We start from the raw sequence: 23,756 nt of genomic DNA, 5'->3' as shown, positions 1-23,756 counted from the left end.
AGCCGAATACGGCAAGCCTTTTCCCGCCCCGGCACTTCGGCCCTTCAGGCACCCGCCGCCTCAATCGCATCGCCAAGCGCTTCCATGAACTGGCTGGCCGGGAAGCCGTTGATGATGCGGTGATCAAAGCTCAGGCTCGCGCCCATCAGGTTGCCGACGGCCAGCGCGCCGTCGCGCACCACGGGCGCCTGCCGGATACGGCCAAGCGCCAGAATCCCCGCCTGCGGCAGGTTCACCAGCGGCGTCTGCCAAAGCGTACCGCGCACCATGCCGACATTCGTGACAGTGAAGGTTCCGCCGCGAATATCGCCAAGGCCCAGCTTGCCTTCGGACGCAAGGCGGCCAAGACGGGCGGCCTCCTGGGCGATCTCGGCCAGGCTCAGCCGGTCGGCATTGCGCACCACCGGCACGATCAGATTGCCGTCGGGCAGCGCCGCCGCCATGCCGATATTGACCTGATCCAGCACCTTGATCTCGCCATCCTCGACCGTCGCATTCAGCAGCGGAAAGCGCCGCAGGGTCTCGGCCACCAGTTTGATGACGACATGGGTCAGCGTGACCTTGACGCCCTCGGCATCAAAGCGGCCAGCGGCCTTGGCCGCCATCAGCGCATCGACGTTGAAATCGGCAAAGACGCTGACGGCGGGGACCTGCGTGTGACAGGCGAGCATATGGTCGGCAATCGCCCGTTTCATCCCGGTCAGCGGGAAAACCTCGCTGACCGGGATGCCCTGCCGGGAGACCGGCCGCTCCGGGGAGGAGGAGCGGGCGGCGGCAGGATCAGAGTTCACGGCGTCAGAGGTCACGAACTCAGAGCTCATGGCGGACCTCTTCGATCGAGCTTCGCAGGATCGCGATGATCTCGGCGAGATCGGCCTCGGTGCAGGTGAAGGGCGGGGCGAGGTTGATGTGATCGCCATTGACGCCATCAATGCTGCCCTTGCCCGCGCCGACGATCAGCCCGTTCTTGAAGCAGCGGTCGGCAATCCGGCCCGCAACATTCAGCGAGGGCGCGAAGGGGCTGCGGCTGGATTTGTCCTCGACGAATTCGAGCCCCATGAAAAAGCCCTTGCCGCGAACATCGCCAACGATGTCGAGCTCGAGCAGCTCGCGCCCCATCTCGAAGAAACGGCCCTCAAGGGCGGCGACGTTGCCGACAAGCTGGTGCTCTTCCATATATTTCAGCACCGCCTCGCCAATCGCGCAGGACAGGGGATTGCCGCCGAACGTATAGCCATGGGCAAAGCCGCGACCGGATTTGAAGGGCTCGAAGACGCGCTCATGCACGATCATCGCGCCAAGCGGGGTGTAGCCGCTGCTCAGCCCCTTGCCGGTGCAGATGATATCCGGCGTGACGCCCCAATGCTCGATGCCGAAATTCTTGCCGGTGCGGCCAAAGCCGGTGATGACCTCATCCATGATCATCAGGATATCGTAGCGGTCGCAGATCTCGCGGATGATGCCGTAATATTCGGGCGGCGCGATCAGCCCGCCACCCGCCGCGCCGACCACCGGCTCGGCGATGAAGGCCGCGATATTGTCGGGGCCGGTGCGCAGGATCTCGGCTTCGAGGTCATGGGCGCAGCGGATCTTGCAGGACGGATATTCCAGCCCGAAGGGGCAGTGATAGCAGTTGCAAGACGCGATATGCGGCATATCGGTCAGAAGCGGCGTGAAGAGGTCGCGCCGCACCCGCATGCCGCCCGAGGCGAGCGTGCCGATCGTATTGCCGTGAAAGCTATTCCAGCGCGAAATCACCTTATATTTAGAGGTATTGCCGCGCTCGACATGATATTGACGGGCAAGCTTGATCGCGGATTCATTCGCCTCGGAGCCGCCCGAGCAGAGAAAGACCTTGGTCATGCCTTCTGGGGCAAAGCGGGCGATTCGCTCGGTCAGCTCCATATGGGGCATGTTCTTCCAGTGGAACGGATGGGCGAAACAGACCTTTTCCATCTGCGCCACAGCCGCATCGCGGATCTCGGGGACATTATGGCCGATGCTGACCACGCCGACCCCGCCCATGCCGTCGATATAGCGCTTGCCGTCGACATCATAGAGATAGATGCCCTCGGCCCGGTCCACAACCGGATTCACTGAACCGGCGCTGCGGAAGAAGATATGCTCGTCGCTGAGCGTCTTGCCGTCGAAGTCGATATTCATTTCTGCACCTTGGTCACTTTGTGAACGGCGTCGATGATGTCTTTGAGATCGGGCATCGAGGCCCGTGTCAGCGGCAGCGCAAAGGGCCGCGCGGTGTCTTGCAGCGCGACGCGGGCAATCGGCAGCGGCCCTTCGGCGCCAAGCTCTTCGGCCACGCGCGAGACCATGTCCGACAGGGGATCGCCGGTGCGCCAGCTTTCGGTGACGACGACCAGCCGCCGGGTCTTGCGGACCGAGGCGAGCACGGTCTCGATATCCAAAGGCACGATGGTGCGCGGGTCGATGATCTCGACCGAGGTGCCCTCGGCTGCCAGCTTGTCGGCGGCGCGTTGCGCGCGCTGGACCATCATTCCGGTCGCGACGATGGTCACATCCGCGCCTTCGCGTTTCACATCGGCCTTGCCAAGCGGGATCGCCACGGCCTCGCCCGGAACCTCTTGGCGGGGACCGTGATAGATGCCCATGTGCTCGAAGAAGATGACCGGATTGTTGTCGCGGATCGCGGCGGTCATCAGCCCTTTGGCATCGGCGGGACAGGAGGGCATCACCACCTTGATCCCCGGAACGCTGGAAACGATGCCGATATAATCCTCGGCATGGCCACGATGCGGACCCGCGCCGCAAAGCACCCGGATCACCAGAGGCACGCTGATCTGGCCGTCGGATTTATACCACATCGCCGAGGCCTCGCAGGCCAGAGGCGTGATCGTCATGCCCAGAAATTCCGCGAACATGATCTGAACAATGGGCCGCATCCCGCAGATCGCCGCGCCGATGCCTGCGCCGGTCATCGCGGTTTCCGAAATCGGCGTGTCGATGATGCGATCGGCCCCGTATTTCTCCGAGAGGCCCTTGGCCGAATGCATCGCGCCCATATAGATCGGGCCGATGTCCTGACCCATATTGAACACGGTCGGATCGCGGTCCATTTCCTCGACGATGGCGGCGACGACCGCCTCCTGAAAGGTCATCTGGGTCATGCTGAGGCCCTTTCCGCATCATCGGGGCAGTAAAGATCATCCGGCCCCAGCGCCGAGAGATCGGCTTCGGGATCGGCCTGCGCGGCCGCAATCGCGGCGGCAACCTCGGCATGGGCGGCACTGCGGATCTCATCCATCCGCGCCTCGTCCATGATCCCCGAGGCTGCAAGATCGGCGCGCAGACGCGCGACCGGATCGCGGGCGATCCAGGCCTCGCGCTCCTCACTGGGCTGATAATGGTTGTTGTCGCCGGTGTAATGGCCGCTCAGCCGATAGGTCCGGGCATCGATCAGCGTCGGCCCCTGCCCTGCGCGGGCGCGTTCAAGCGCGGTCTGCACCGCCTCGAACACCGCGATGACGTCATTGCCGTCGACCTCGATGCCGGGAATGCCGTAGCCCACTGCCCGATCCGCGACCGAGCCGGTCTTGATCGAATAATCGCTGCGCGTCGACATGGCATAGCCGTTGTTCTGGCAGACATAGACGATCGGCAGCGACAGACAGGCGGCGAGGTTCAGCGCCTCGTGAAAGCCGCCGATATTGCTCGTGCCCTCGCCGAAACTGGTGACGACCGCCGTGCCGTCGCCACGCTGTTTCGAGGCCAGAGCCATGCCGGTCGCAATATTCATCGGATTGCCGAGCACGCCCGAGAACATACCAAGCGTGCGGAACTGGAAGGGCAGGCAGATGTCGCCGCGCACCCGACCACGGGTATAGGAGGTGGCCTTGCCCATCACGCTGGCAATCAGCCGGTGCAGATCGGCGCCGCGCATATGCGCCGCCGTCAATGCGCCGCGATAATGCGGGGCGCAATATTCACCATCCTTGAGGCCGAAGAAGGCGCCGACGACGACGGCCTCTTCGCCCACGCCGGCATGGAAACCGGCCAGTTTGGTCATCTGCTCTTCCAGCTCGCGGGCTTTCACGAGGTTCTGGTAGAGCGCGACCTTCAGGTTCTCATCTGGCTTCACGAGCGGGACTCCTGACAGCTGGGGGTTCAGTCGGCGATCTCGATCCGGGCGACGATGACGCCGGGCGAGACATCGGCATCGATATCGGCAAGGATCTCGACCAGTTTGCCGTCATAGGGGCTGACGACCTCGACATTGATCTTTTCGGTCATCACTTCCAGCATCAGCTCATCCTTGCTGATCTGGTCGCCGGGGGCCTTCATCCAGCCGGTCACGGTTGCCGAGGAAACCTGCTCACCCAGTTCGGGCAGGGGGAAATCTACGATCATCTTCTAAGTCCTTGTTGGGTCGTCGCGCGGTGGCGCGGGAAGGGCCTCAGGCCAGAACGGCGCTGTCAGGCAGGGATTCTCCGGTCAGTTCCTCGAACCGGCGCAGCAGGGTCGGAACCGTCAGCCCCGCCTTTTCCTCGGCGCCAAGGTCCATGGTGATCTGGCCGCGATGCATCAGGATCAGCCGATCCGAATGTTTGATCGCATGGCTCATGTCATGGGTGACCATCAGCGTGGCGACGCGGCGGGCGCGCACGATCTCTTCGGTCTTTTCCATCACCACCCGCGCGCGGGTCGGATCGAGCGCCGAGACATGTTCGTCCAGAAGCAAGAGCCCCGGATCGCGGCAGGTCGCCATCGCGACCGAGACCGCCTGACGCTGACCGCCCGAGAGGTTGCCCGCCAGATTGTCGATCCGGTCCTCAAGCCCCATCGAGAATTGCGCCAGTGCCGCGCGCGCCATATCCTTGATCCGCGGCGTGACCGCGCCTTTGAGGTTGAAGCGTTTCGACTTGCCCGCATCGGCCAGCGCGAAATTCTCGGCGATGGTCAAAGCGGAAAAGACGTTATGTTCGGGGTTCTGGCGCACCAGAGCGACAAGGCCGGTGCGCTGCCAGGACGGCATATCGGTGACGGCAACGCCCGCGACCCGGATCTCGCCCTGATCGGGACGCTGGCTGCCCGCGATCATCGACAAAAGCGTCGATTTCCCCGATCCGTTCGAGCCGACCATGGCCACGATCTGGCCCGGCGCGATCGTGAGATTCACGCGGTTGACGGCGGTGAAAAGCTCGCTGCGTCCGGCCTGTTTGAACTGTTTGAGGACATTGACAACCTCGAGCGCGGGACGGGTCTCAGGTGATGTTGACGACACGATCGTTCTCCAGATAGTCGAGATGTTCGCGGGCGGCCTTGCGGGCCCGCTCGGTGCCGGGGATCGCGATGAAGCCAAAACCGTGGCTGCGGATCGCGACGATGGCAAAGACCACGACGGCGGTCGCAAGCTTGATGAAATAGGGCGGCAGACCCAGTTTCAGCGCCAATGTGACGACGACGCGGTAGATGAAGATGCCAAGGATGACGCCGATGATCGAGGGCACAATGCGCGGGGTCTTGAAGATGCTCATGCCGATCATCAGCGCGGCAAGGCCGATCACGATGACGCCGGTCTGGATCGACACATCCATGAAGCCCTGACTTTGCACCACAAGCCCGCCGGTCATCGCGGCTAGGCCATTGGCGATGACAAGGCCGACGATCTGGCGCGTCTCGGTGCGGATGCCAAGGCCGCGCGCGGTCTGGATATTGAGCCCCGCCGCACGCAGCGACATGCCGTAATTGGTCTGCAACAGCCAGATCAGCCCCAGCGCCACGACCAGCGAAAAGCCCGAGCCGACGAGGATCTGCGACCATTGCGCATTGAGGCCAAAGCCCTTGCCGACCCAGTCAAACAGCGTCGCCTGCGAGAGCAGCGAGATATTCCCCGCCCCCATGATCGCCAGGCTGATCGACCATGCCGCCGTCGTCATCAGAATGCCGGCGAGAAGCACGTTCATATGCAGATAGACATGGAGACAGGCGGTCAGGAAGCCCATGACCATGCCGCTGGCCATCCCGCCTGCAAGCGCGGTGGCCGGGTCACACCCTTTCAGCAGCAGGACCGCCGTGGTCGCGCCCCCGACCCCGAAAGAGCCTTCAAGCGTCAGGTCCGGCAGGCTCATGACGTTCAGCGCGAAATAGATGCCAAGGGCAAGCGGGCCATAGATCAGCCCGACCTGCGCCCCGATCAGAAGAATGCTGGTGATATCCATGTCAGTAAGTCCGGCTTGCGCGTTTCTGGACATGCTCGGGGATGTCGAGGCCAAGCGCCTTGGCTTTGGTCAGGTTCAGCTCAAACCCGGTCGCTTTCGGGATGACGACGGGGATCGTGGCCGGGTCCTCCCCGGCAAGGACGCGCCTGACCAGATCAGCGGCCTCATAGCCCACGACCTCATAGCTATAGGACGCCGAGAGCAGCCCGCCCTGCGAGACCGCCTCTTGCAGCCCGCCAAAGACCGGAAGTTTCGCATCATCGGCGACCTTCAGGATCGCGGCCATGGCGCTGATCGTGGTGGAATCGCCCGGCACTTCGATCACATCGACGCGGCCGACCAGAGATTGCGCCGATTGCATCGCCTCGCCCGCATTGGCGATGGTCGCCTCGATCGGGGTCAGCCCCTGCGCGGTCAGATAGGCGGCGGCGCGTTTGGCGAGGAAGTCACCCGCCGGATCGCCCGCCTTATAGATCAGCCCGACGGTTTTCATGCCGGGCAGAACCTCGCGCATCGACTCGATATCGGCCTCGATCGGCGCGGGATCGGCGACGCCGGTGAAATTGCCGCCCGGTGCTTCGAAGGATTGAACCAGCCCCGCCTCGACCGGCGTCGATGAGCCGATGAAGACGACCGGGATCGAATCGGTGGCGCGTTTGAAAGCCTGCGCGCCCGGCGTGCTGATCGCCACGATCACATCGCAGCCATCGCTGACAAAGCTTTGCGCCAGCGTCTGCTGGGTCGCGGCATCGGCCTCGGGGTTCTGGACGACCATATTCTCCTGCGAGATACCCGCATCCGTCAGCCCTGCGGCAAGGCCCTTCATGATCTCATCGATGACGGTGGCCGAAACATAGCGGTTCACGCAGATCTTCGGCGCATCTGCGGCCTGAACCGGCCCCGCAGCAAGCACAAGACATGCAAGTCCGGTTGAGCCCAGAAGGCCCAGCAACCTGTTTCCCATCTTTTCCTCCCTGCGCCAGCCACGGGCGGTGGCGCCGTTTATGACGATCCCGCCGTTTTGGCTCTGGCCCTCACTCTCGCCATGAGTCTCACTGACTGGAATATATTCCCATTAAACGGAAACGACACAAATATGTCAATTCATAAATGCGCGCGATGGGAAGGTTCGCAGTGCTGCTGCCAGATCAAGGCAGTATATCATGCACACTCAATGTTGTAGTGGGGTCTGATCGGTTCCCCACCGGAATGGCTGCGAAGCCCGAAAGCAGAGGATCGCAGAAAACCGTTTCATTCGTTTCACTCATTGGTTATCTATCCCAGTATGAGTAAAGATAGCGCCTCCACCGAATCCGACCGTTTGCAAAGTATGCAGAGCCTTGACCGGGCGATGCTCGTCTTGCGTGTCGTCGCCTCAAAGCGCAGCGAAGGCGCCAAACTGGCCGAGGTTGCCGATGAAACCGGGCTCAGCCGCTCGACCGCGCATCGGTTTCTGGGGGCGCTGGTGCAGGCGGGTCTGCTGGAACAGGTGCCGGCCGGTGGCAGCTATTTCCTGGGCCTTGAGCTTTGCGAGATCGGCGCGATTGCCGCGAACCGTTTCGGGCTGCGCGATGCCGCCCATGCTTCGATGACGCGGCTGACCGAGACCACGCAAGACACCGTCTATATGTCGATCCGCCACAATTACGAATCGATCTGCATCGAGCGTTATGAGGGCGACTATCCGATTAAGACCCTGACGCTAGACATTGGCGACCGCCGCCCGCTGGGCGTCGGCGCGGGCAGCCTCGCGCTGCTGGCCTTCCAGCCCGATGATTTCGTGTCGCGCGCCATTGCCCTCAATGCGGCCGAGGCCGAGCGGAAATGGAACCTGACCGCAACGCAGCTTTTCGATTTCGTCGCCGAGACCCGCGACAAGGGCTACGCGCTGAACCCCGGCCGGGTCGCGCCGGGCATGACCGCAATTGGCGTGCCGATTTTCGGCGCCTCGGGCGAGGCCGTCGCCGCCATCGGTGTGGGCGCAATCACCTCGCGGATGGAGGAAGCCGGGCGCTGCGACGGGATCATTGCCGCGATGCAAAGCGAGGCGCGCGTGATTGAGGAGCTGCTTCAGCGACGCCTTGGCCCGCTGAACGCACAGGTCGTCAGCCGCGCCTATCGCAGCAGCCTGCGCCGCTCGACCCGTGGGGCCGAGCACTAGCCGCGGGGCGCATTCTGTTCGGTCCCAGTCAGTCCGCAACAGGGATAGCTTGCCGCCTCGCCCCCTTCCAGCTGCGGCATGATCGACAGGCGCAGACGCGGCTCGTCGAAGAGGAGGACCGAGGTCCGCCCCCCCTCCTCCCTGATCGCCTATTCCACTTGGCACCGCTAAGGGCGCTGGCATCCTTCGCCCAGAACGCCGCACAATTTGTCAGGCCAGATCGCGGATCTTCTCTTCCCGGTCCCAATAACGCGCCGTCGCGGCCTTCGGCAGACCGGCCAGATCCGTGACGCCCTTGTCAGGGGCGACCCCTGCGCGATCAAGCAAAGCCTGCGCGCCTTTGTTCGCCCCGATGGCCTTTAGATGCGCATAGGCATCGGAGACAAACCCGACAGCAGCCGCATCTCGCGACAGGCGCGTCGCGGCCTCTTCAGTCAGCACCAAGGCCACGGCGTCGAACAGAACCGAGGGCGAACCGGCAAGCTGGCCATCGGCCTTCATCACACCCTTCTTCATGGCAATGCCGCCCACCTTGGGGGCGATGGTGAAGACCGTGCCGCCCTTGGTGGTGACGGCCTTTTGCAGCGCCTCTATCTCGGATGGATCCGAGCCTTCGTCAAACAACACTGCAACCTGCCGTCCTTGCAACGTCGCATGCCAGTTCTTCTGGATCGACAAGGCATCCGAGACCGGCAGATCAAGCGGCTTCCTGAAGGGCTTCGCGGCTGCGGGCAGGTCCATCCCCAGACCCGCCGCCACCCGCTTGGCCAGATCTTCGTGCAACACGCGCAGCTGCGACAGCATCCTGACGCGGATATGCTCAAGCGAGACCTTCGACAACTCAAACACCATGGCCGAGGCGATATGCGCCTGCTCACTCTCGGTCATCGAGTTCCAGTAAAGCCGGGGCTGGCTGTAGAAATCGCCGAAGCTTTCGCTGCGCACGCGCAGCTTGCGGCCCTCAACCTCTTGCGGCGCGGTGGCAAAGCCCGTGCTGACGGGGCGCGGGCCGGGGTCTTCGCCCGCCTCATCCAGGCTGTTCGGCTCGTAGTTCGCGCGGCCCTTGAAGATATGGGTCTGCATCATGCCGTCGCGCTGCATATTGGCGTAGGGGCATTTCGGCGCATTCACCGGGATCTGATGGAAATTCGTCGTCCCCAGCCGCGACTTCTGCGTGTCGAGATAGGAAAACAGCCTCCCCTGCAACAGCGGGTCATCGGTGAAGTCGATCCCCGGCACGATGTTCGAGGGCAAGAACGCGGACTGCTCGGTCTCGGCAAAGAAGTTGTCGGGATTGCGGTCCAGCACCATGCGCCCGATCACGCGCAGGGGCACGATCTCCTCGGGGATGATCTTGGTCGCATCCAAAATGTCATAGGGCAGCGAGTCAGCCTGCTTCTGATCAAAGATCTGCAGGCCGAATTCCCACTCAGGGAAATCGCTGCGCGCGATCGCCTCCCAGAGGTCGCGGCGGTGATAGTCGTTATCCGCCCCCTGCAGCTTGGCGGATTCGTCCCAGATCAGCGATTGCACCCCAAGCTTCGGGCGCCAGTGGAACTTGACGAAGCTTTCCTTCCCGTCGCCGTTCACCAGCTTGAACGTATGCACCCCGAACCCGTCCATCATCCGCAGGCTGCGCGGAATGCCCCGGTCAGACATCGCCCAGATCAGGGTGTGGAAGGTCTCGGGCATCAGCGAGACGAAATCCCAGAAGGTATCATGGGCGCTGGCGGCTTGCGGGAATGCGCGGTCGGCCTCCATCTTCACCGAATGGATCAGGTCGGGAAACTTGATCGCGTCCTGAATGAAGAACACCGGGATATTGTTGCCGACCAGATCCCAGTTGCCTTCGTCGGTATAGAATTTCACCGCAAATCCGCGCACATCGCGCGGCGTGTCGACCGAGCCTGCGCCGCCCGCGACCGTCGAGAAACGGGCAAAGACGGGCGTCTTCTTTCCCTTCTTGGAAAACAGGCTGGCGCGGCTGATCTCGGGGATCGGATCCGTGCATACGAAATAGCCATGCGCGGCCGAGCCACGGGCATGGACGATCCGCTCGGGGATGCGCTCATGATCGAAGTGGAAGATCTTCTCGCGCAGGATGAAGTCTTCCAGCAGGGTCGGGCCACGCTCGCCCGCCTTGAGGCTGTTTTCGTTATCCGACAGCGGCAGGCCAAAATTCGTCGTCAGCGCCGTGCCGTCCTTGTCGGCCAGTTGCTGTGTCTCTCCGCCTTTGCCGATGTCCGTGCGATAGCCTTTGCCCATCTCGATTCCTCCTTGCGGTGGGTCGAATGCGGCGCGACGCGCGTGCCGCTATGCAGTGCTAACGAGTTCGCGATGCGAGAGTTCCGGAAGTCCCCGCGATTGAACGCCATGAACGCATAAACGGGATTTTGACGGATATTGACGCGAACAAATAGGGAACTTAAGGTGCAGCATGGCCCAGATGACCCTTCAGCGCAAACTCGCGATCCTGTCCGATGCGGCGAAATATGACGCCTCCTGCGCCTCAAGCGGGACCACGCGTCGCGACTCGTCGCAGGGCGGCATCGGCTCGGCCGGGGGCACCGGCATCTGTCACGCCTATGCCCCCGACGGGCGCTGCATCAGCCTGCTGAAGATCCTGATGACCAACTTCTGCATCTATGACTGCGCCTATTGCGTGAACCGCGTCAGCAGCAATGTCGAGCGGGCGCGTTTTTCCCCGGAGGAAGTGGTCACGCTGACGCTGGAATTCTATCGCCGGAACATGATCGAGGGGCTTTTCCTGTCCTCGGGGATCATTCGCGGTCCCGATCAGACGATGCAGGATATGGTCCGCATCGCCCGGATGCTGCGCATCGATCATGGCTTCAAAGGCTATATCCACCTGAAAACCATCCCCGACGCCGCGCCCGAACTGGTGGCCGAGGCCGGGCTTCTGGCCGACCGGCTTTCGGTGAATGTCGAGCTGCCGCAGGATCGCAGCCTGCGTACACTCGCCCCCGAAAAGCGCCCCGAGACCATTCGCGCCACCATGGCAGGCGTCCGGCTGGAGCGTGAGGCCGCGACGGATCGCAGCTTCACCGGCAAGCGCCCACCGCGTTTCGTCCCGGCCGGGCAATCGACGCAGATGATCGTGGGCGCCGACGACACCAGCGACCGCGAGATCCTGCGCACCTCTGCAAACCTCTATTCCGGCTATGATCTAAGGCGGGTCTATTATTCGGCCTTCAGCCCCATCCCCGACGCCTCGCGTGCCCTGCCGCTGGTCAAGCCGCCTCTGGTGCGCGAGCACAGGCTCTATCAGGCGGACTGGCTCATGCGGTTTTACGGCTTCGAGGCGGAAGAGATCGGCGGCGCGAGTCCCGACGGCAACCTCGATCTGGAGATCGACCCGAAGCTTGCTTGGGCTTTGGCCAATCGCGCCGCCTTCCCGCTTGTGGTGGCGCGCGCCAGCAAAGAGCAGCTTCTGCGCGTGCCGGGCTTTGGCACAAAGACGGTCAGCCGAATTCTGGCGGCGCGCCGTCATGCGACCCTGCGCTATGCTGACCTTCTGCGCATGGGCGCGGTGATGTCGAAGGCGCGGGCCTTCGTCGTGCTGCCCGACTGGCGCCCGGGGCAGCTGACCGACAGCGCGGGACTTCGCGCCCGGTTCACCCCACCCGCGGAACAGCTGTCACTTTTCTGATGATCCGGGTCGAGCTGCCGCATTTCGACCGCTTCGACGCTTGGCGCGCCAGCGCCCGGCAACTCGCCACCGCCGCTGTTCCGCCCGACCATATCCAGTGGGTGACGAAGGGCGATGCCGCAGACCTGTTCGGGGGTGAGCCCATGCCGCCCCCCGGCAACCAGCCCCTGCGTGTCAGCAAGGATTTTTTGACGCTCGCAAGGACCGTCAGTTTTCACTCGGACCCTGAAAGATGGGCGCTGCTCTATTTGGCGCTCGTCGGGATGCAGGCAGAGCGCGATTTGTGCCAGAATCCCGCCGATCCGCTGATGATCCGCCTTGGCGCTTTGGCGAAATCCGTTCGCCGCGACATCCACAAGATGCACGCTTTCTTGCGCTTTCACGAAATGCCCTCGCAGGGCCCGCGCCGCTCTTTCGCCGCCTGGTTCGAGCCCGAGCATCCGATCCTGGAAGCCGCGGTCCCGTTCTTCGCCAAGCGCTTTGCCGATATGGACTGGCTGATCGCCACCCCCGAGGGCACGGCGCATTTCGACGGCTCTGTCAGCCTCTCGCCACCGGGACCCCGCCCCGATCTGCCTCCCGACGCAGGCCATGAACTGTGGCAGACTTATTTCGCCAATATTTTTAATCCGGCGCGCGTGAAGATCAATGCCATGCGCTCTGAGATGCCGTTGAAATACTGGAAGAACCTGCCCGAAACGCGGCTTATCCCCGAGATGCTGGCGGACGCTCCCCGTCGCGTCCGCGCGATGGCCGAGGCAGGCGCGACCGAGGGGCCGGGGTTCGCGGCAAAGGTGACGGCGCGGGTCAGGATACCGCAACGAACCACCCAGCCAACGACCCTTGCCGAGGCGGGCCAGCAGGCCGCCATCTGCACACGATGCGACCTCTGCCATGCCGCAACACAGACCGTCTGGGGCGAAGGAAACCCCGGCGCTTCCCTGATGATCGTGGGGGAAGCGCCAGGCGATCAGGAAGATTTGCTGGGACGCCCTTTCGTCGGGCCCGCCGGACAGCTTCTGCGCGAAATCATGGCCGAGGTCGGGCTTGATCCGGAACAGGCCTGGCTGACCAATGCCGTCAAGCATTTCAAATACACCCCGCGCGGCAGGCAACGTCTTCATCAAAACCCCAACCGGGGTGAGATCCAGCATTGTCGCTGGTGGCTTGATCTCGAACGGCGCTTTGTCCGCCCGAGGCTAACCGTGGCTCTGGGCGCGAGCGCAGCGTTTTCGCTGACCGGCAACCCCGCGCCTCTGACCGCCCGTCGCGGCAAAATCGAGGCGGCGCGATACGGCGGGCCCACGCTGATCTCCTGGCACCCCAGCCTGATCTTGCGCCTGCCCGTGGCGGAGGCACGATCCGCGAGGCAGGAACTGGTAGGCGATCTGGCCAAAGCCGCAGCCCTGATCGGCTGAACCGATCATTCTGACAGTACAGAGTCGGTGGGTTTTCGTCGTGATCTGGCAGCGCTTCGCCCGCCACGAAGTGACCGACGACGAGTTGATCGCCGCCGCCTGCTCGGCGCAGATCCATGACCTGATCGCATCGCTGCCCGAGGGCTATCAGACCACGGTGGGCGAGCGCGGCTATCGCTTCTCGGGCGTGGAAAAGCAGCAGCTGTCACTGGCCCGCACCATCCTGCGCAATCCTCCCGTGCTGCTGCTCGATGAGGCGACAAGCGCGCTAGACAACACCACCGAACGCGCGATGTCTCAGGCGTTGGCGCAAATGGCGACCAGCCGCACTGTCATTTCGATCGCCCACCGCCTGTCGACGGTGCGCCACGCCGACCGGATCTTCGTCCTTGACGCGCCGGAAAGCTGGTCGAACAGGGCACACATGAGGAATTATCCCAAGCGGGCGGTGTCTATGTCCGTCTGCTCCGCACCGGGGAACCCACACGACACCGCACACCATTCCCGCCGCCATCACAGTCTTCGAAGACGGCGACCCGAATGAAAACCCTTGGGTGAAGGGCAAGCCCGCGCCCGAACAGATCGAGGTCTGCGCGCCTATGATCCGCACTGGCCGCAGATTTTCGCCGCAGCCAGTGCCGCAATTCAGCACGCCCTTGGCCCCGAAGGCAGACGTCAGCACAACCCGCTGCACTCCTGAGTCGCGTGCAGCGCGTAAGACTCGCAAATTGCCGTTGACGGCCGGCTCTATCCAATCTTCCTCGCTGATTTGATCGCCAGACGGTGTGGGTGATGCACCGTGCAAGACAAATGTGCAGCCCGCCGCTGCTTCATTCCAACCGGCGTCGCTTCCGAGTTCCGCCAAAACAAAGGATAGGCGTTCGCCAGCATTAACACCTCCCACCTGAAGATGTTCGCGAACTTCCGCCTCACGTGCCAGCGAACGCACCGTTGTCCGAACCCGGTAGCCAGCGTTGAGGAGCGCGATCATGCAATGCTGCGCGATGAAGCCCGTTCCACCTGTCACGAGCACAAGGTCTTTGTTCATATCGATTCCCTTCGAGCCGGGCCGATTTATTGTCTAACCTTGGCAGCGAAGAAAAGTTCACATTCGCCGGCCTTTGAACAACGAACAGTCGCCGCCACCATTCATGCGGCGGGGCGAGGGGCTCGTGTTGATCTGAAGGCGACATGGCGCTGTTTTGAGGCCGATGCCGCTGCGTCAGGTCGGGCGGCTACCGGCCCTTACCTGTCGGTCTACCTTCAGGTGCCGCTATGCCGCATTCCCGAAAGCGGCCGCTCAGGTTTGACGCCCTCCGAATGCGGCGCGAAGGTCTGCTATGTAGGAAACCTGCCGTTTGCAGGTGCAGGAGGGAAGCCTGCCTGAACCATCCCGTGATCGTCCAGTTGAGCGTATGCGGCCTATAGAGCAGGCCGCGTCACGAAAGCCAGCGCTGCCGAGGGCAGGAATGAGTCGGCATTTACGCCGACCCACAAGCGCTTTCTATTCGAGTAAAGACGAATATGCCTTTTCTTCAAAACTAAGATAGCCTCCAAACGATGCTGGATCACCGAAGGGCAGGATCTGCGTCGCCCAAAAGCCGCCGAGGCCGTTCTTCCGGTCGATCCAGTAAAAGAGGTTCGCCAGCCCCGCCCAGCCAAGCGCGCCTGCTGGTCGCCCGGTCGGGGCCTCCTCGTCATTCACCATGAAGCCATAGGACCAGGATTTCGACTGGCCGGGGAAGAACTCGGCATCGTTCGAGAGCGTCGGAATGACGCCGGGCAGCATGGTCACCTTCAGATCGCCAAGGTGGTTCTGCTCGGCCATGGCCATCGTTTCAGGGCGCAGCACCTGACCATGCTCGCCGCGGCCATCGTTCAGCCACATGCGGATAAAGCGCATGTAATCGCCAACCGTGCCATAAAGGCCGTGCCCGCCCATATGGACTTCGGGATCGCCGGGTAGCTCGAAATCAATCGCCTCAAGCACGCCGTCCTCCCCGCGCTGATGCATCCCTGCCAGACGCGCGCGCATGGCATCAGTCAGTTCAAACCCCGTCTCGGTCATGCCCAAAGGCGCGAAGATGCGCTTCTGAAAGACCTCGCCAAGGCGTTCGCCGGAGATCCCCTCAATCACCTGACCCAGCCAGTCGATATTCGAGCCATATTCCCATTTCTCACCCGGATCGAACAGAAGCGGGGACATCAGCGCGGCTTTTGAGGCAGTGATGATGCTGGGCTGGTCTTTCTCTTGGGCGAGGCGCTTGTAGGTCTCGTTGAAGAAATCATAGCCGAAACCGGCGCGATGAAGCAGCAGATCCTTGGCCGTGATCTGGCGCTTCGGGGCGCGCAGGCGCGGTTCGCCATTCGGCTCGAACCCGTCGATCACCTGCAACTGGCCGATCTCGGGCGCATATTGGGCGGCGGGTGCGTCGAGGTCCAGTTTGCCCTCTTCGACAAGCTGAAGGGCCGCTGTGCTCGTGATGGCCTTGGTGGTCGAGAACAGCGCGAAGACGCTGTCCGTGGTCATTGGCTCCGGGCGATCAAGGCGACGCAGACCCGCCGCTCCCTCATAGAGATTGCCGTTTCGGTCGGTCAACATCGCGACAACCCCCGGCACACCCGGCGCGGCAGAAACGCTCTGGCTCAGGACATCGTCGGTATTGAAAATCTTGTTCATCTTGGGCTCCTGAAGTCGGGATGATCGCTCCGCCGTATGAGCTGGCGGAGCGATGATTGTCAGCTGGTTTGCTCGGCATTGCTGCGGCCAAGGGCGAAGCCAGCATAGCCGTTCGCGGCGGCCTCGCTGCATTTCGCGCGATAGGTGCCGACGCCGCCGGTATAGGACAGGACCCGGCGCGGCTTTCCGGGGACGTTGGACCCAGTATACCATGAGTTCGTGCGCGAAATCAGGTTGGCATTGGCGATTTCGTCATGATGCTCGACCCAGGCATTCTCGCCCTCGAGCGTCGGCTCGATCACGCCTTGATCGCTGCTTTCCAGATGCCGGATGCAGTCGCTGATCCATTCGGTCTGCTGCTGCAGACAGGTCGTCATATTGCAAAGCGCCGCCGATGGGGCCAGTGGTGCGCCGGTCATGAAGAGGTTCGGAAAGCCGTATTTCATCATCCCGAAAGTGGTGCGGATGTCCTTCCCCCATTCCTCGCGCAGAGAGATGCCGTCGCGACCGCGAATGTCGATCCGGCTGAGCGCGCCCGAGCCTGCATCGAAACCCACCGCCATGATGATGACGTCGAGCGGATAGATCGTGCCGTCCTCGAGCCTGATCCCCTCGGGGACGATCTCGGCAATGCCATTTTCGCGCAGGCTGACGGCGGTGACATTCTCGCGGTGATAGACCTCGAGATAGTTGGTTTCCAGCGGAACGCGATGGGTGCCGAACCCGTAATCGCCGGGCTTCGGGACCAGAATGTCGATCAGTTCCGGGTCTTTCAGCCGGTCCCGCATCTTCTGGCGCACGAACTCCGAGATTTCCTCGCTGACATCCTCTTCAAAGAACATCTCGGCGAAGGAGGAAAGCCACAGTTTCAGCGAACCATCGGCATGGATTTCCTCCAGCACCGCAAGCCGCTCTGCAGGCGTCAGATCATGCCATTTATGTTCGAAATCATATTCGAAACCGGTGAAGGTGTGGGGCAGGTTCTGGCGCAGCTCGTCCAGTCGCGCCTTATACCATGCCGCCTCATCCGGCCCGTATTTCGGGTTCTTCATCGGCAGGACATATTGCGGCGTGCGGACGAAAACATGGAGCGAGCCGACCTCGGGGGCGATGGTCTGAATCACCTGAATCCCGGTCGCGCCGGTGCCGATCACGCCCACGCGCTTCCCCGCAAGGTCGAGCCCGCCGCGCGGATAGCGCGCCGTATGCAGGATCTTGCCCTTGAAGCTCGCCTGCCCAGGAAAACGATCCTCAAGCGGTGCGGACAGCATGCCGGTGCAGCCGATCAGGAAGCGCGTCTCGATCAACTCACCCTGATTGGTGGTGACGCGCCAGATCTGGCGGGTTTCATCGAATTTCGCGGCGGTGACAGTGGTCGAAAAGCTGATATCGCGGCGCAGGTCCAGCTTGTCGGCGATGTAATGCATCCAGCGCTCGATCTCGGGTTGGGCCGGGAAACGCTCGCTCCAAGTCCAGCCTTTGTAGAGATCCTCGTCAAAGAGATATTGATAGATATAGGATTCGCTGTCGAATTTGGCGCCCGGATAGCGGTTCCAATACCAGGTGCCGCCCACATCGCTGGCCGTGTCGCAGGCATGAGCCTTCAGCCCCTGAGCGCGCAATTGGTAAAGCTGATAGAGCCCGGCGACACCGGCGCCGATCACCAGCGCGTCCAGCGTTTCGGGAATGGGGTTTCGGTCCGCCACCGGGGCGGGTTGACGTGAGTCCAGCATGAGATCCTCCTAGATGACCGCTCCTTGCGGTCGAAGTCGGGCATTTGCGCGGGACCTCCCAATCCCGATGCGCATTGCCCATGACCACCAGCCTAGCGAACTGCCCGGTTCGGTCTTGAATATCTGAGAGCGATTTTTTGAATGATCCGCAGGACCGATCTGCGGTCAGGAGGCGGATTTGCGCAGCTGCGCGGGCGTCGTGCCAAGCGCCTTGCGCAGCACCCGCGTCATATGGGCCTGATCCGAAAAGCCGCAGGCCGCCGCGATCGCCTTGATCGGCATCTCGCTTTTGCAGAGCAGATCTGAGGCCTGCGCCACCCGCTTTTCCTGCACATAGGCATAGGGCGATTTCCCGATCGTCCGTCGCAGCCGCAGGTTCAGCGCCCAGACCCCAAGGCCAAGGCTTTCGGCAAGCCGTTCCAGCGTCAGCCCGGCGGCTAGCTCGGCGTCGATGAATTCATCAAGCCGCTTCATTTCGCTTTGCGAAAAGCCGTGTCTACGTTCGCAAGGTTTCTGGGTGATCGAGGCATAGTGGCGCAGCAGATGAACCGCCATCTGGATGCTCAGCGCCTCGGCATAAAGCGCGCCCGCCGCGCCGCTTTGCGCGGCTTCCAGCGTCAACTGATCCGCGATATGGCCGATCACCGGATCATTGCCCTGAAGCACATCGTGGAGGCAAATCACCCCGATCTCACCGTCGCAGATGTCACGGGCAACCCGCGCCATCAGGTCATTGCTGAGGTAGATATGCGCGACATGCAAACCCTCGGTCCAGCTCCAATGGGATTGCATCGCGCGCGACAGCAGCGAGAAATCCCCCGGCCCACATTGCGTCCGGGTCCAGCGCCCGTCGAATTCGCGGTCCATCGGCGTCAGCCCCTGCCGATATTGAACGATCATGAAATCATCCATCGGCGGGATCAGCACGTCCTGACCTTTATACAGGAAGCTGCGCTGCGAGACGCCCGACCAACCCAATCCACGGCTTTCCACAAGCGTTTCGCCCGGTACCCAGACCGGCAGCTCATCAGCATGGATCAGATGGTCAGACACAGATTCCCTCCGGCTCAAGAAGACTTAAAACCAAGGTCAACGCTGGCGTTCGTCGTTCAACGAAGGATGCCATGGGAGCACGAATGACCAAACGATTCTAGTGCCAGACAAAATAACATCAATCGGACTTTCGTGCTGATCGTTTGAGTTTCAGACCCTTTGAACTGCTGTTGCGCGTAGAATATGGGGCCGTTTGTTTCTGCCCGGTCGCTTATCAGATTTGGCAAGCCCGTCTGCGCAGCGCTGTATTTTTTGCTGCGAGAGCGAGGAGGCCTGCTTCGCTGCGGTTTGCCCAGATGTCTCTTAAGGGCTCGGAATGACCAAACGGCCATGGATGATCAGGTCGTTTCGATGCGTTGGCCAAACGTCCGGTTCGGCATTTCGCCGGGGTTTCCAAGCCGACTTGCCAACGACCGCTCTCCGCCTTTCCGACGCTTTCATCAGGATTCTCTGTCGACCTCTTGAACCACAACCTTTAGTTCCGTGAGTGCCCGGAGAAATCATCCCGAATTGCTGCAATTCCGAATCCAGAACATTCAGGAAGCCTTGAATCTCAGAGAAATTACCGGACAGGCTCTCAATGGTGCTGTCGACGGCAGAAACGGCCTCAATGAATTGGAGCCGAGATATCCTATCCAGAAGCGCCTGGCTTTGCGCCATCGCCGACCCGAAACGCTGCATTCGGTCTGCCGCACTCGCGCTGGCATCCTCCTGCGCCGAATTATATGCGCGGACGGCTTTCTCGAGCGCTTCGACATTGTCCTTTAGGTCTTTGGCCGCGTCGCCCACATCTAAGAAACGTCCAGCCAGCGGGATCGCGATGGCCGAAACCAAGCCCAAAGCCGCGCCGAAGGCCCCGAAGCCGCCGAGCAACTGCGGCATCTGTTGACCAAGCGCCTGAAACGCGCTGGTGCCACCGGAGATCTGCACCACAACGTCTTGGAACTGATAGCTGACGTTCTGAAGCTGGCCGCGAACTTGATTCGACAGGCGGCGAAGTTTGGATTTTTCTTCTGCCTCAAAGATCTGCCGCCGTGAGCGTCCGCCCATCCCTCTCATGGGGCGATTATTCAGACGCTCGAGAAGGGGGCGAATGGCCGCGTTGAGTTCTCCCAGTGAGGTATAAACTTGGCTGCGTAGAGGCAGGACGATCCAGCGCTTAGCCAGCTTTACACCAGCCTCGACGCTGCCCTTGTCCGTCGGTTTTCTTGGCCGCGCAGGCAGAATCAGAAAATGGTAATGGTCGCTCAGGCTGGCGTAAGAAGAGTTCGGCTTGAAGCCCTTCCTGTTGCCACGCGGAAGGGTTACCCCAGCCTTGAGGTTGTCAGGGACTATATACTTGGGCACACCGCCCCAGTACCTGAACATGTCAACGTGGGCACGGAGCCAGCTTGAGGTCGTTTGGTCTTTTACGGCACATACGAAGGTCAAGCGACTGTGTCCTAGCGTTGCGACGAACAACTCGACTTTGACTTTCTTACCTGTGTCTGGATCGACGATGAAGGGTGGTTTCCCCGCGAAATCAACGAACCCCTCCTCCCCTGGAACACGAGGAATGCGCATAATCGGGCCGCGTTGCTTCAGTTCGGCGCTGATACGCCGTCGGAAGGTAGCGTATGAAAGCGGAGAGCTTTCTGTTGCGGAATATTCGTTATAAAGATCAGTAGCGTATATCTCGGGCTCGGACAGGCGAGCGGCGAGTGACGTCCAGTCCGGTTCCACCTTTCGACGCGTCGAGACAAATTCTGACCGGACCATGACATCGTAAAGTTTTTTCTTGGATAGTTGATCGAGCTTCTCGGCGTCGAGCCCTGATGATGTTAACCGTACACGATACTTAGCGGCTGTGGCGCGATGCAGATTCGCCGCTCGGGCGGCTTCTTGGATGCTGAGGCCGCTGTCGAGCATGATGCGCGCAATGTGAAACAGGTCCATTTCTATCCTCCAAGACAGCGCGCCGCTCTCCCCGAAAGAAACTCAGGGTGTAAGCCTTGACGCGGCCCCTTCCTTGATGGAAATTTGCCCCACGGGGATACAATCCGTAGGAATGACAAAGAGGCGCGCGTGTCAGCCACACGGCGCCTTTTTACTTTCAATCCGTCATTTTGGACCCTCCCGTGTCTCCATCGGTGAAAGATGCTTAAGCAAAGCACAAGCGACACGGGCGGATGTGCGCTCGCCTTTGGCTACATGAACGACGATCGTGTGTGATACGCCCAATTCTCGGGAGATGGCCCGCAGAGAAGAACCGGAGGCCTTTAGTTTGCGCTTGATCTCGTCGTAGTCTGGCATATCGATACCGCTCCTCGAGCAATGTCGGCACGTCGGAGGCGGCGAGTCAACTTATTGTTTAAAAACGATATTACAAGATCGTTCGCGATCTTGTAAGATTGTCGAATTTCACAAACTTCGATCCCGGATCGTCGAAACCTTTGAGCTTTGTCGCCAGCTGCGATTTCTTCATTCTACTCAAATGCTTCATGGCCCAACGTCGGTCACAGGCTGTCACCAGCCCCACCGGCTGTAGATTAAGGTCAAATCGTGTCACACCCTGAATGATCGACTGCTGATACTGGAACGAACGAAAATACCTGCTCAAAGCGATCCGCAACTTTTTCCGGAAGATGTGTCTCCCAAGGCCCTCATAGCGTTCCATCAGCTCGCCGCGCAGGCCGATTCTTGCGGGAACCAAAGCCTCTTGCAGGAAGTAAGTCGGCAAACGCAGGGTGAGCGGTCAGATCATGCCGCTGACCGATTCTGAAGGTTTTGGAGGTCCGCTGTACTTGAAAGGACCATTCCCTCGTACCGCGTGTAGTCCGGATCGGTCACGCGCGCATCAAGCGTAACTTTTCCATCTAGACCGAGGTGAAGCAGATCGGCGTCGAACAGGTTATGCAGGTCTTTGCGAAGGATGATCCCGTTGCTTGGGTCGCTGGAGCCGTTGTCGGCATGGCCGTGCAGGTGGGCGGCATCCAGGACCTCAGGGATACCGCAGCCCGAGATGGCGCATTTGAGACCATCGCGATCTATGATGCCTTGCCGAAACTTCCGTTGATCGGGGCGGGCTGCGCGCTGCACCCATTTCCGCTCGCGCTCTTCCCGCTCGTCGGAAGTTGAAGCACCCAAGATACGGGTGCCATCCGGCTTCTCGATATGAAGCAGAAAATCATGCGTTCCGAGCTGCTCAAACAGAACAACGTCACCGATCTCGGCGACTGAAAGGAGATCATTGTTCAATTCCCCTCGGTGCCGCAGAAAACCTCGAAGTCTTTCCCGATTGCCCTTCTCGGTCGGAATATCGGTCTGAACTTCGAAGCCCTTCCACCGCAGCGTGAGGAGCTTGTCGCCAAGTTCGTCATCGGTCGAGCCGCCGATAGCATCTTTCGGCAGTTCGCGGATGAATGGCGTGACAGTGATCCGTTTCGCTCGGAAGTTCGCTGGCGTCAGGGGGAGCGATGGAGAAAATGACCGCTCCGCCATGTGTGACGGCAAGCCGATCATCAAGGACATGCGCAAGGCTGGCCCCGGTGGCTGAGAGGTCATCGGGGCGCTTTTCAGGAGAGGGATGAATGACGAAGCCATGGACACCGGATAGTCTGGCAGCTCATTGGGAATGCAGCGCAGAAACCGTCCGCGCCATGATCCGGGACGGTAAATTGCCAGCCTTCCGCGTCGGCGGGAATGGCTGGAGGATCAGGGCAGAAACCGTGGAGGCTTACGAATGCGGGACTATCGGGTCGGAACTCTCAAAGGACGATTCGTCGTCATGTGGAACGACGACGACGGCAAGCGCCGCCGTTATCGCCTTGCGGCACACACGGCCAAAGAGGCAGAGCGTGAAGCCCGCGACGTAATCCTCAAGATCGAAGCCCCGGAGGCTGGCATGTCCGTCGCTCAGGTCTGGTCAGCGTATCAGGCCGAGGTTGCGGGGCGTCGGCAGGAGGCGAAGCTTAAGCAGACAGGCCGCAATGTGCTGCCGGTGTTTGGCCATCTTGCGGCTGAGCATGTTGCGGTCGCGGATTGCCGGAGGTACATCGCCCGCCGTCGAGAGCAGGGCCGCAAGGACGCCACGATCCGTACGGAAATGGGCTGCCTGCGTACGGCGCTGTCGTGGGCGTACAAGTCCCGTCTGATCGCCAGCCTGCCACGGATTGAACTTCCTCCGACACCCGCACCGCGCGAGAGATATCTTTCCGGATCAGAGGTTTCCGCCCTTCTGAAAGCCGCCGTCAATCACCATATCAAGCTGGCGATGTTGCTCATGCTGACCACCGCTGGGCGTTCCGGCGCGCTGTTTGAGCTGACCTGGGATCGCGTCGATATGGAGAACCGCATCATCAAGCTGTCCAAGAGCGATATCGGCCCGAGAAAGGGTCGCGCCACCGTACCGATCAACGACACGTTGATGGCCGCCTTGCAGACAGCCAGATCCGTCGCCCTGTCCCGCTATGTCATCGAATGGGGCGGCGACCGGGTCACATCGATCAAGACCGGATTCAATGCTGCAGTGAAGCGCGCGGGAATCGGTCACTGCACACCGCACGATCTGCGCCGCACTGCAGGGCGGTTCATGGCCGAGGCGGGCGTGCCCATGGAAGAAGTCGCACAGTATCTCGGGCACTCGAATCCCAACGTGACCCGATCCACCTACGCCCGATTCTCGCCCGGCCACCTCCGAAAAGCTGCTGACGCGCTGGAGTTCGGACGGCTCGAATCGGTTCAGCGGCCCAAAGTGAAAACCCCTAATGGAGGCTTAAGTGACTGATATTATGGTGACCCCGGCAGGATTCGAACCTGCAACCTGCCCCTTAGGAGGGGGCTGCTCTATCCAGTTGAGCCACGGGACC

22 protein-coding genes, 1 tRNA gene and 1 pseudogene are annotated in these 23,756 nt (G+C 61.5%); 7 read left to right on the top strand and 17 right to left on the bottom strand.

What is annotated here, in order from left to right; translation table 11 throughout:
• Nucleotides 1–44 precede the first annotated feature (44 nt).
• Genes IQ24_RS06740 through IQ24_RS06705 form a run of 8 tightly spaced genes read right to left on the bottom strand, consistent with a single transcriptional unit; the run spans nt 45 to nt 7,158 of the window.
• Entirely contained in the window at nt 45–821 is a 777-nt protein-coding gene (locus IQ24_RS06740; RefSeq protein WP_158637486.1) for a 2-oxo acid dehydrogenase subunit E2, read from the bottom strand.
• Nucleotides 811–2,163, bottom strand: coding sequence for an aminotransferase family protein (locus IQ24_RS06735; protein ID WP_145397035.1), 1,353 nt, complete (start codon nt 2,161–2,163; stop codon nt 811–813). The genes IQ24_RS06740 and IQ24_RS06735 overlap by 11 nt, the downstream gene beginning before the upstream one ends.
• Nucleotides 2,160–3,143, bottom strand: a complete 984-nt coding sequence (locus IQ24_RS06730; RefSeq protein WP_145397034.1) for an alpha-ketoacid dehydrogenase subunit beta — start codon at nt 3,141–3,143, stop codon at nt 2,160–2,162. Before IQ24_RS06730 ends, IQ24_RS06735 begins: the two co-directional genes overlap by 4 nt.
• Nucleotides 3,140–4,114 carry a thiamine pyrophosphate-dependent dehydrogenase E1 component subunit alpha gene (locus IQ24_RS06725; protein WP_145397033.1) on the bottom strand — a complete coding sequence of 325 codons (975 nt, stop codon included), beginning with the start codon at nt 4,112–4,114 and terminating at the stop codon, nt 3,140–3,142. Before IQ24_RS06725 ends, IQ24_RS06730 begins: the two co-directional genes overlap by 4 nt.
• A 26-nt stretch (nt 4,115–4,140) precedes the next feature.
• Entirely contained in the window at nt 4,141–4,383 is a 243-nt protein-coding gene (locus IQ24_RS06720) for a biotin/lipoyl-containing protein (RefSeq protein WP_145397032.1), read from the bottom strand.
• A 46-nt stretch (nt 4,384–4,429) separates the two neighbouring features.
• The gene (locus IQ24_RS06715; RefSeq protein ID WP_145397031.1) at nt 4,430–5,257 is read right to left on the bottom strand and encodes an ABC transporter ATP-binding protein; all 828 of its coding nucleotides are present in this window, start codon (nt 5,255–5,257) and stop codon (nt 4,430–4,432) included.
• Nucleotides 5,238–6,194, bottom strand: coding sequence for an ABC transporter permease (locus tag IQ24_RS06710; protein WP_158637485.1), 957 nt, complete (start codon nt 6,192–6,194; stop codon nt 5,238–5,240). The genes IQ24_RS06715 and IQ24_RS06710 overlap by 20 nt, the downstream gene beginning before the upstream one ends.
• Before the next feature lies 1 nt (nt 6,195).
• Nucleotides 6,196–7,158 carry an ABC transporter substrate-binding protein gene (locus IQ24_RS06705; protein ID WP_145397029.1) on the bottom strand — a complete coding sequence of 321 codons (963 nt, stop codon included), beginning with the start codon at nt 7,156–7,158 and terminating at the stop codon, nt 6,196–6,198.
• A gap of 321 nt (nt 7,159–7,479) precedes the next feature.
• Here IQ24_RS06705 and IQ24_RS06700 point away from each other — a divergent pair, with 321 nt between their 5' ends.
• Nucleotides 7,480–8,355: an IclR family transcriptional regulator gene (locus tag IQ24_RS06700; protein ID WP_145397028.1), complete on the top strand. Its 876-nt coding sequence runs from the start codon at nt 7,480–7,482 to the stop codon at nt 8,353–8,355.
• A gap of 210 nt (nt 8,356–8,565) precedes the next feature.
• Here IQ24_RS06700 and IQ24_RS06695 read toward each other — a convergent pair whose 3' ends face one another.
• Nucleotides 8,566–10,620: a catalase gene (locus IQ24_RS06695; RefSeq protein WP_145397027.1), complete on the bottom strand. Its 2,055-nt coding sequence runs from the start codon at nt 10,618–10,620 to the stop codon at nt 8,566–8,568.
• Nucleotides 10,621–10,801: 181 nt separating this feature from the next.
• Between IQ24_RS06695 and IQ24_RS06690 the strand changes: the two genes are divergently transcribed.
• From IQ24_RS06690 to IQ24_RS06680, 3 genes are read left to right on the top strand one after another with little or no spacing between them, the layout of a single operon-like run.
• Complete coding sequence (locus tag IQ24_RS06690) at nt 10,802–12,025, top strand: putative DNA modification/repair radical SAM protein (protein ID WP_145397116.1); 1,224 nt, start codon at nt 10,802–10,804, stop codon at nt 12,023–12,025.
• Nucleotides 12,025–13,443 (top strand): UdgX family uracil-DNA binding protein, encoded by a 1,419-nt coding sequence (locus tag IQ24_RS06685; protein ID WP_199756502.1) that lies wholly within the window; start codon nt 12,025–12,027, stop codon nt 13,441–13,443. Before IQ24_RS06690 ends, IQ24_RS06685 begins: the two co-directional genes overlap by 1 nt.
• A gap of 40 nt (nt 13,444–13,483) precedes the next feature.
• On the top strand, nt 13,484–13,987 hold the full coding sequence (locus IQ24_RS06680; protein ID WP_338419458.1) for an ATP-binding cassette domain-containing protein: 504 nt from the start codon (nt 13,484–13,486) through the stop codon (nt 13,985–13,987).
• 171 nt (nt 13,988–14,158) lie between these two features.
• Here IQ24_RS06680 and IQ24_RS20590 read toward each other — a convergent pair.
• A pseudogene (locus IQ24_RS20590) lies at nt 14,159–14,434 on the bottom strand (aldehyde reductase); the annotation flags it as partial.
• A 3-nt stretch (nt 14,435–14,437) separates the two neighbouring features.
• On the opposite strand from IQ24_RS20590, the gene IQ24_RS20215 reads away from it, so the two are divergent.
• The gene (locus IQ24_RS20215; protein ID WP_199756515.1) at nt 14,438–14,830 is read left to right on the top strand and encodes a hypothetical protein; all 393 of its coding nucleotides are present in this window, start codon (nt 14,438–14,440) and stop codon (nt 14,828–14,830) included.
• A gap of 117 nt (nt 14,831–14,947) precedes the next feature.
• Here the strand turns inward: IQ24_RS20215 and acmB are convergent, their stop codons facing one another.
• From acmB to IQ24_RS06645, 6 genes are all read right to left on the bottom strand, one after another.
• Nucleotides 14,948–16,123: a methyl acetate hydrolase AcmB gene (gene acmB, locus IQ24_RS06670; protein ID WP_145397025.1), complete on the bottom strand. Its 1,176-nt coding sequence runs from the start codon at nt 16,121–16,123 to the stop codon at nt 14,948–14,950.
• Nucleotides 16,124–16,182: 59 nt separating this feature from the next.
• Nucleotides 16,183–17,856, bottom strand: a complete 1,674-nt coding sequence (locus tag IQ24_RS06665; protein ID WP_242007961.1) for a flavin-containing monooxygenase — start codon at nt 17,854–17,856, stop codon at nt 16,183–16,185.
• 165 nt (nt 17,857–18,021) lie between these two features.
• Nucleotides 18,022–18,909, bottom strand: a complete 888-nt coding sequence (locus IQ24_RS06660; RefSeq protein WP_145397024.1) for a helix-turn-helix domain-containing protein — start codon at nt 18,907–18,909, stop codon at nt 18,022–18,024.
• Between the two features lie 303 nt (nt 18,910–19,212).
• Nucleotides 19,213–20,844: an IS21 family transposase gene (istA, locus tag IQ24_RS06655; protein WP_145397023.1), complete on the bottom strand. Its 1,632-nt coding sequence runs from the start codon at nt 20,842–20,844 to the stop codon at nt 19,213–19,215.
• A 427-nt stretch (nt 20,845–21,271) separates the two neighbouring features.
• A complete protein-coding gene (locus IQ24_RS20585) occupies nt 21,272–21,628 on the bottom strand; it encodes a ProQ/FINO family protein (RefSeq protein WP_158637483.1) in 357 nt (118 codons plus the stop codon).
• Between the two features lie 20 nt (nt 21,629–21,648).
• A complete protein-coding gene (locus IQ24_RS06645; protein WP_158637482.1) occupies nt 21,649–22,419 on the bottom strand; it encodes an HNH endonuclease signature motif containing protein in 771 nt (256 codons plus the stop codon).
• A gap of 59 nt (nt 22,420–22,478) precedes the next feature.
• Here IQ24_RS06645 and IQ24_RS20580 point away from each other — a divergent pair, with 59 nt between their 5' ends.
• Nucleotides 22,479–22,763 carry a helix-turn-helix domain-containing protein gene (locus tag IQ24_RS20580; protein ID WP_145397020.1) on the top strand — a complete coding sequence of 95 codons (285 nt, stop codon included), beginning with the start codon at nt 22,479–22,481 and terminating at the stop codon, nt 22,761–22,763.
• The gene (locus IQ24_RS06635; RefSeq protein WP_242007959.1) at nt 22,676–23,674 is read left to right on the top strand and encodes a tyrosine-type recombinase/integrase; all 999 of its coding nucleotides are present in this window, start codon (nt 22,676–22,678) and stop codon (nt 23,672–23,674) included. Before IQ24_RS20580 ends, IQ24_RS06635 begins: the two co-directional genes overlap by 88 nt.
• 5 nt (nt 23,675–23,679) lie before the next feature.
• Here IQ24_RS06635 and IQ24_RS06630 read toward each other — a convergent pair.
• A tRNA-Arg gene (locus IQ24_RS06630) sits at nt 23,680–23,756 on the bottom strand.

This window comes from Paracoccus sulfuroxidans, assembly GCF_007830335.1.
Lineage (GTDB): Bacteria > Pseudomonadota > Alphaproteobacteria > Rhodobacterales > Rhodobacteraceae > Paracoccus > Paracoccus sulfuroxidans.
The sequence above is the reverse complement of the archived record's forward strand: the minus strand, read 5'-3'. Positions and strand labels throughout refer to the sequence as shown.

Excerpts from the sequence above, each read along its gene's own strand:
- istA (WP_145397023.1), bottom strand. The coding sequence starts at position 20,844 with ATGGACCTGTTTCACATTGCGCGCATCATGCTCGACAGCGGCCTCAGC.
- IQ24_RS06685 (WP_199756502.1), top strand. The coding sequence starts at position 12,025 with ATGATCCGGGTCGAGCTGCCGCATTTCGACCGCTTCGACGCTTGGCGC.
- IQ24_RS06635 (WP_242007959.1), top strand. The coding sequence starts at position 22,676 with ATGTGGAACGACGACGACGGCAAGCGCCGCCGTTATCGCCTTGCGGCA.
- IQ24_RS06665 (WP_242007961.1), bottom strand. The coding sequence starts at position 17,856 with ATGCTGGACTCACGTCAACCCGCCCCGGTGGCGGACCGAAACCCCATT.
- IQ24_RS06740 (WP_158637486.1), bottom strand. The coding sequence starts at position 821 with ATGAGCTCTGAGTTCGTGACCTCTGACGCCGTGAACTCTGATCCTGCC.
- IQ24_RS06705 (WP_145397029.1), bottom strand. The coding sequence starts at position 7,158 with ATGGGAAACAGGTTGCTGGGCCTTCTGGGCTCAACCGGACTTGCATGT.
- IQ24_RS06720 (WP_145397032.1), bottom strand. The coding sequence starts at position 4,383 with ATGATCGTAGATTTCCCCCTGCCCGAACTGGGTGAGCAGGTTTCCTCG.
- IQ24_RS20580 (WP_145397020.1), top strand. The coding sequence starts at position 22,479 with ATGACGAAGCCATGGACACCGGATAGTCTGGCAGCTCATTGGGAATGC.
- acmB (WP_145397025.1), bottom strand. The coding sequence starts at position 16,123 with ATGAACAAGATTTTCAATACCGACGATGTCCTGAGCCAGAGCGTTTCT.
- IQ24_RS06695 (WP_145397027.1), bottom strand. The coding sequence starts at position 10,620 with ATGGGCAAAGGCTATCGCACGGACATCGGCAAAGGCGGAGAGACACAG.
- IQ24_RS06700 (WP_145397028.1), top strand. The coding sequence starts at position 7,480 with ATGAGTAAAGATAGCGCCTCCACCGAATCCGACCGTTTGCAAAGTATG.
- IQ24_RS06735 (WP_145397035.1), bottom strand. The coding sequence starts at position 2,163 with ATGAATATCGACTTCGACGGCAAGACGCTCAGCGACGAGCATATCTTC.
- IQ24_RS06730 (WP_145397034.1), bottom strand. The coding sequence starts at position 3,143 with ATGACCCAGATGACCTTTCAGGAGGCGGTCGTCGCCGCCATCGTCGAG.
- IQ24_RS06710 (WP_158637485.1), bottom strand. The coding sequence starts at position 6,194 with ATGGATATCACCAGCATTCTTCTGATCGGGGCGCAGGTCGGGCTGATC.
- IQ24_RS06690 (WP_145397116.1), top strand. The coding sequence starts at position 10,802 with ATGACCCTTCAGCGCAAACTCGCGATCCTGTCCGATGCGGCGAAATAT.
- IQ24_RS20215 (WP_199756515.1), top strand. The coding sequence starts at position 14,438 with ATGCTGCGCGATGAAGCCCGTTCCACCTGTCACGAGCACAAGGTCTTT.
- IQ24_RS06645 (WP_158637482.1), bottom strand. The coding sequence starts at position 22,419 with ATGTCCTTGATGATCGGCTTGCCGTCACACATGGCGGAGCGGTCATTT.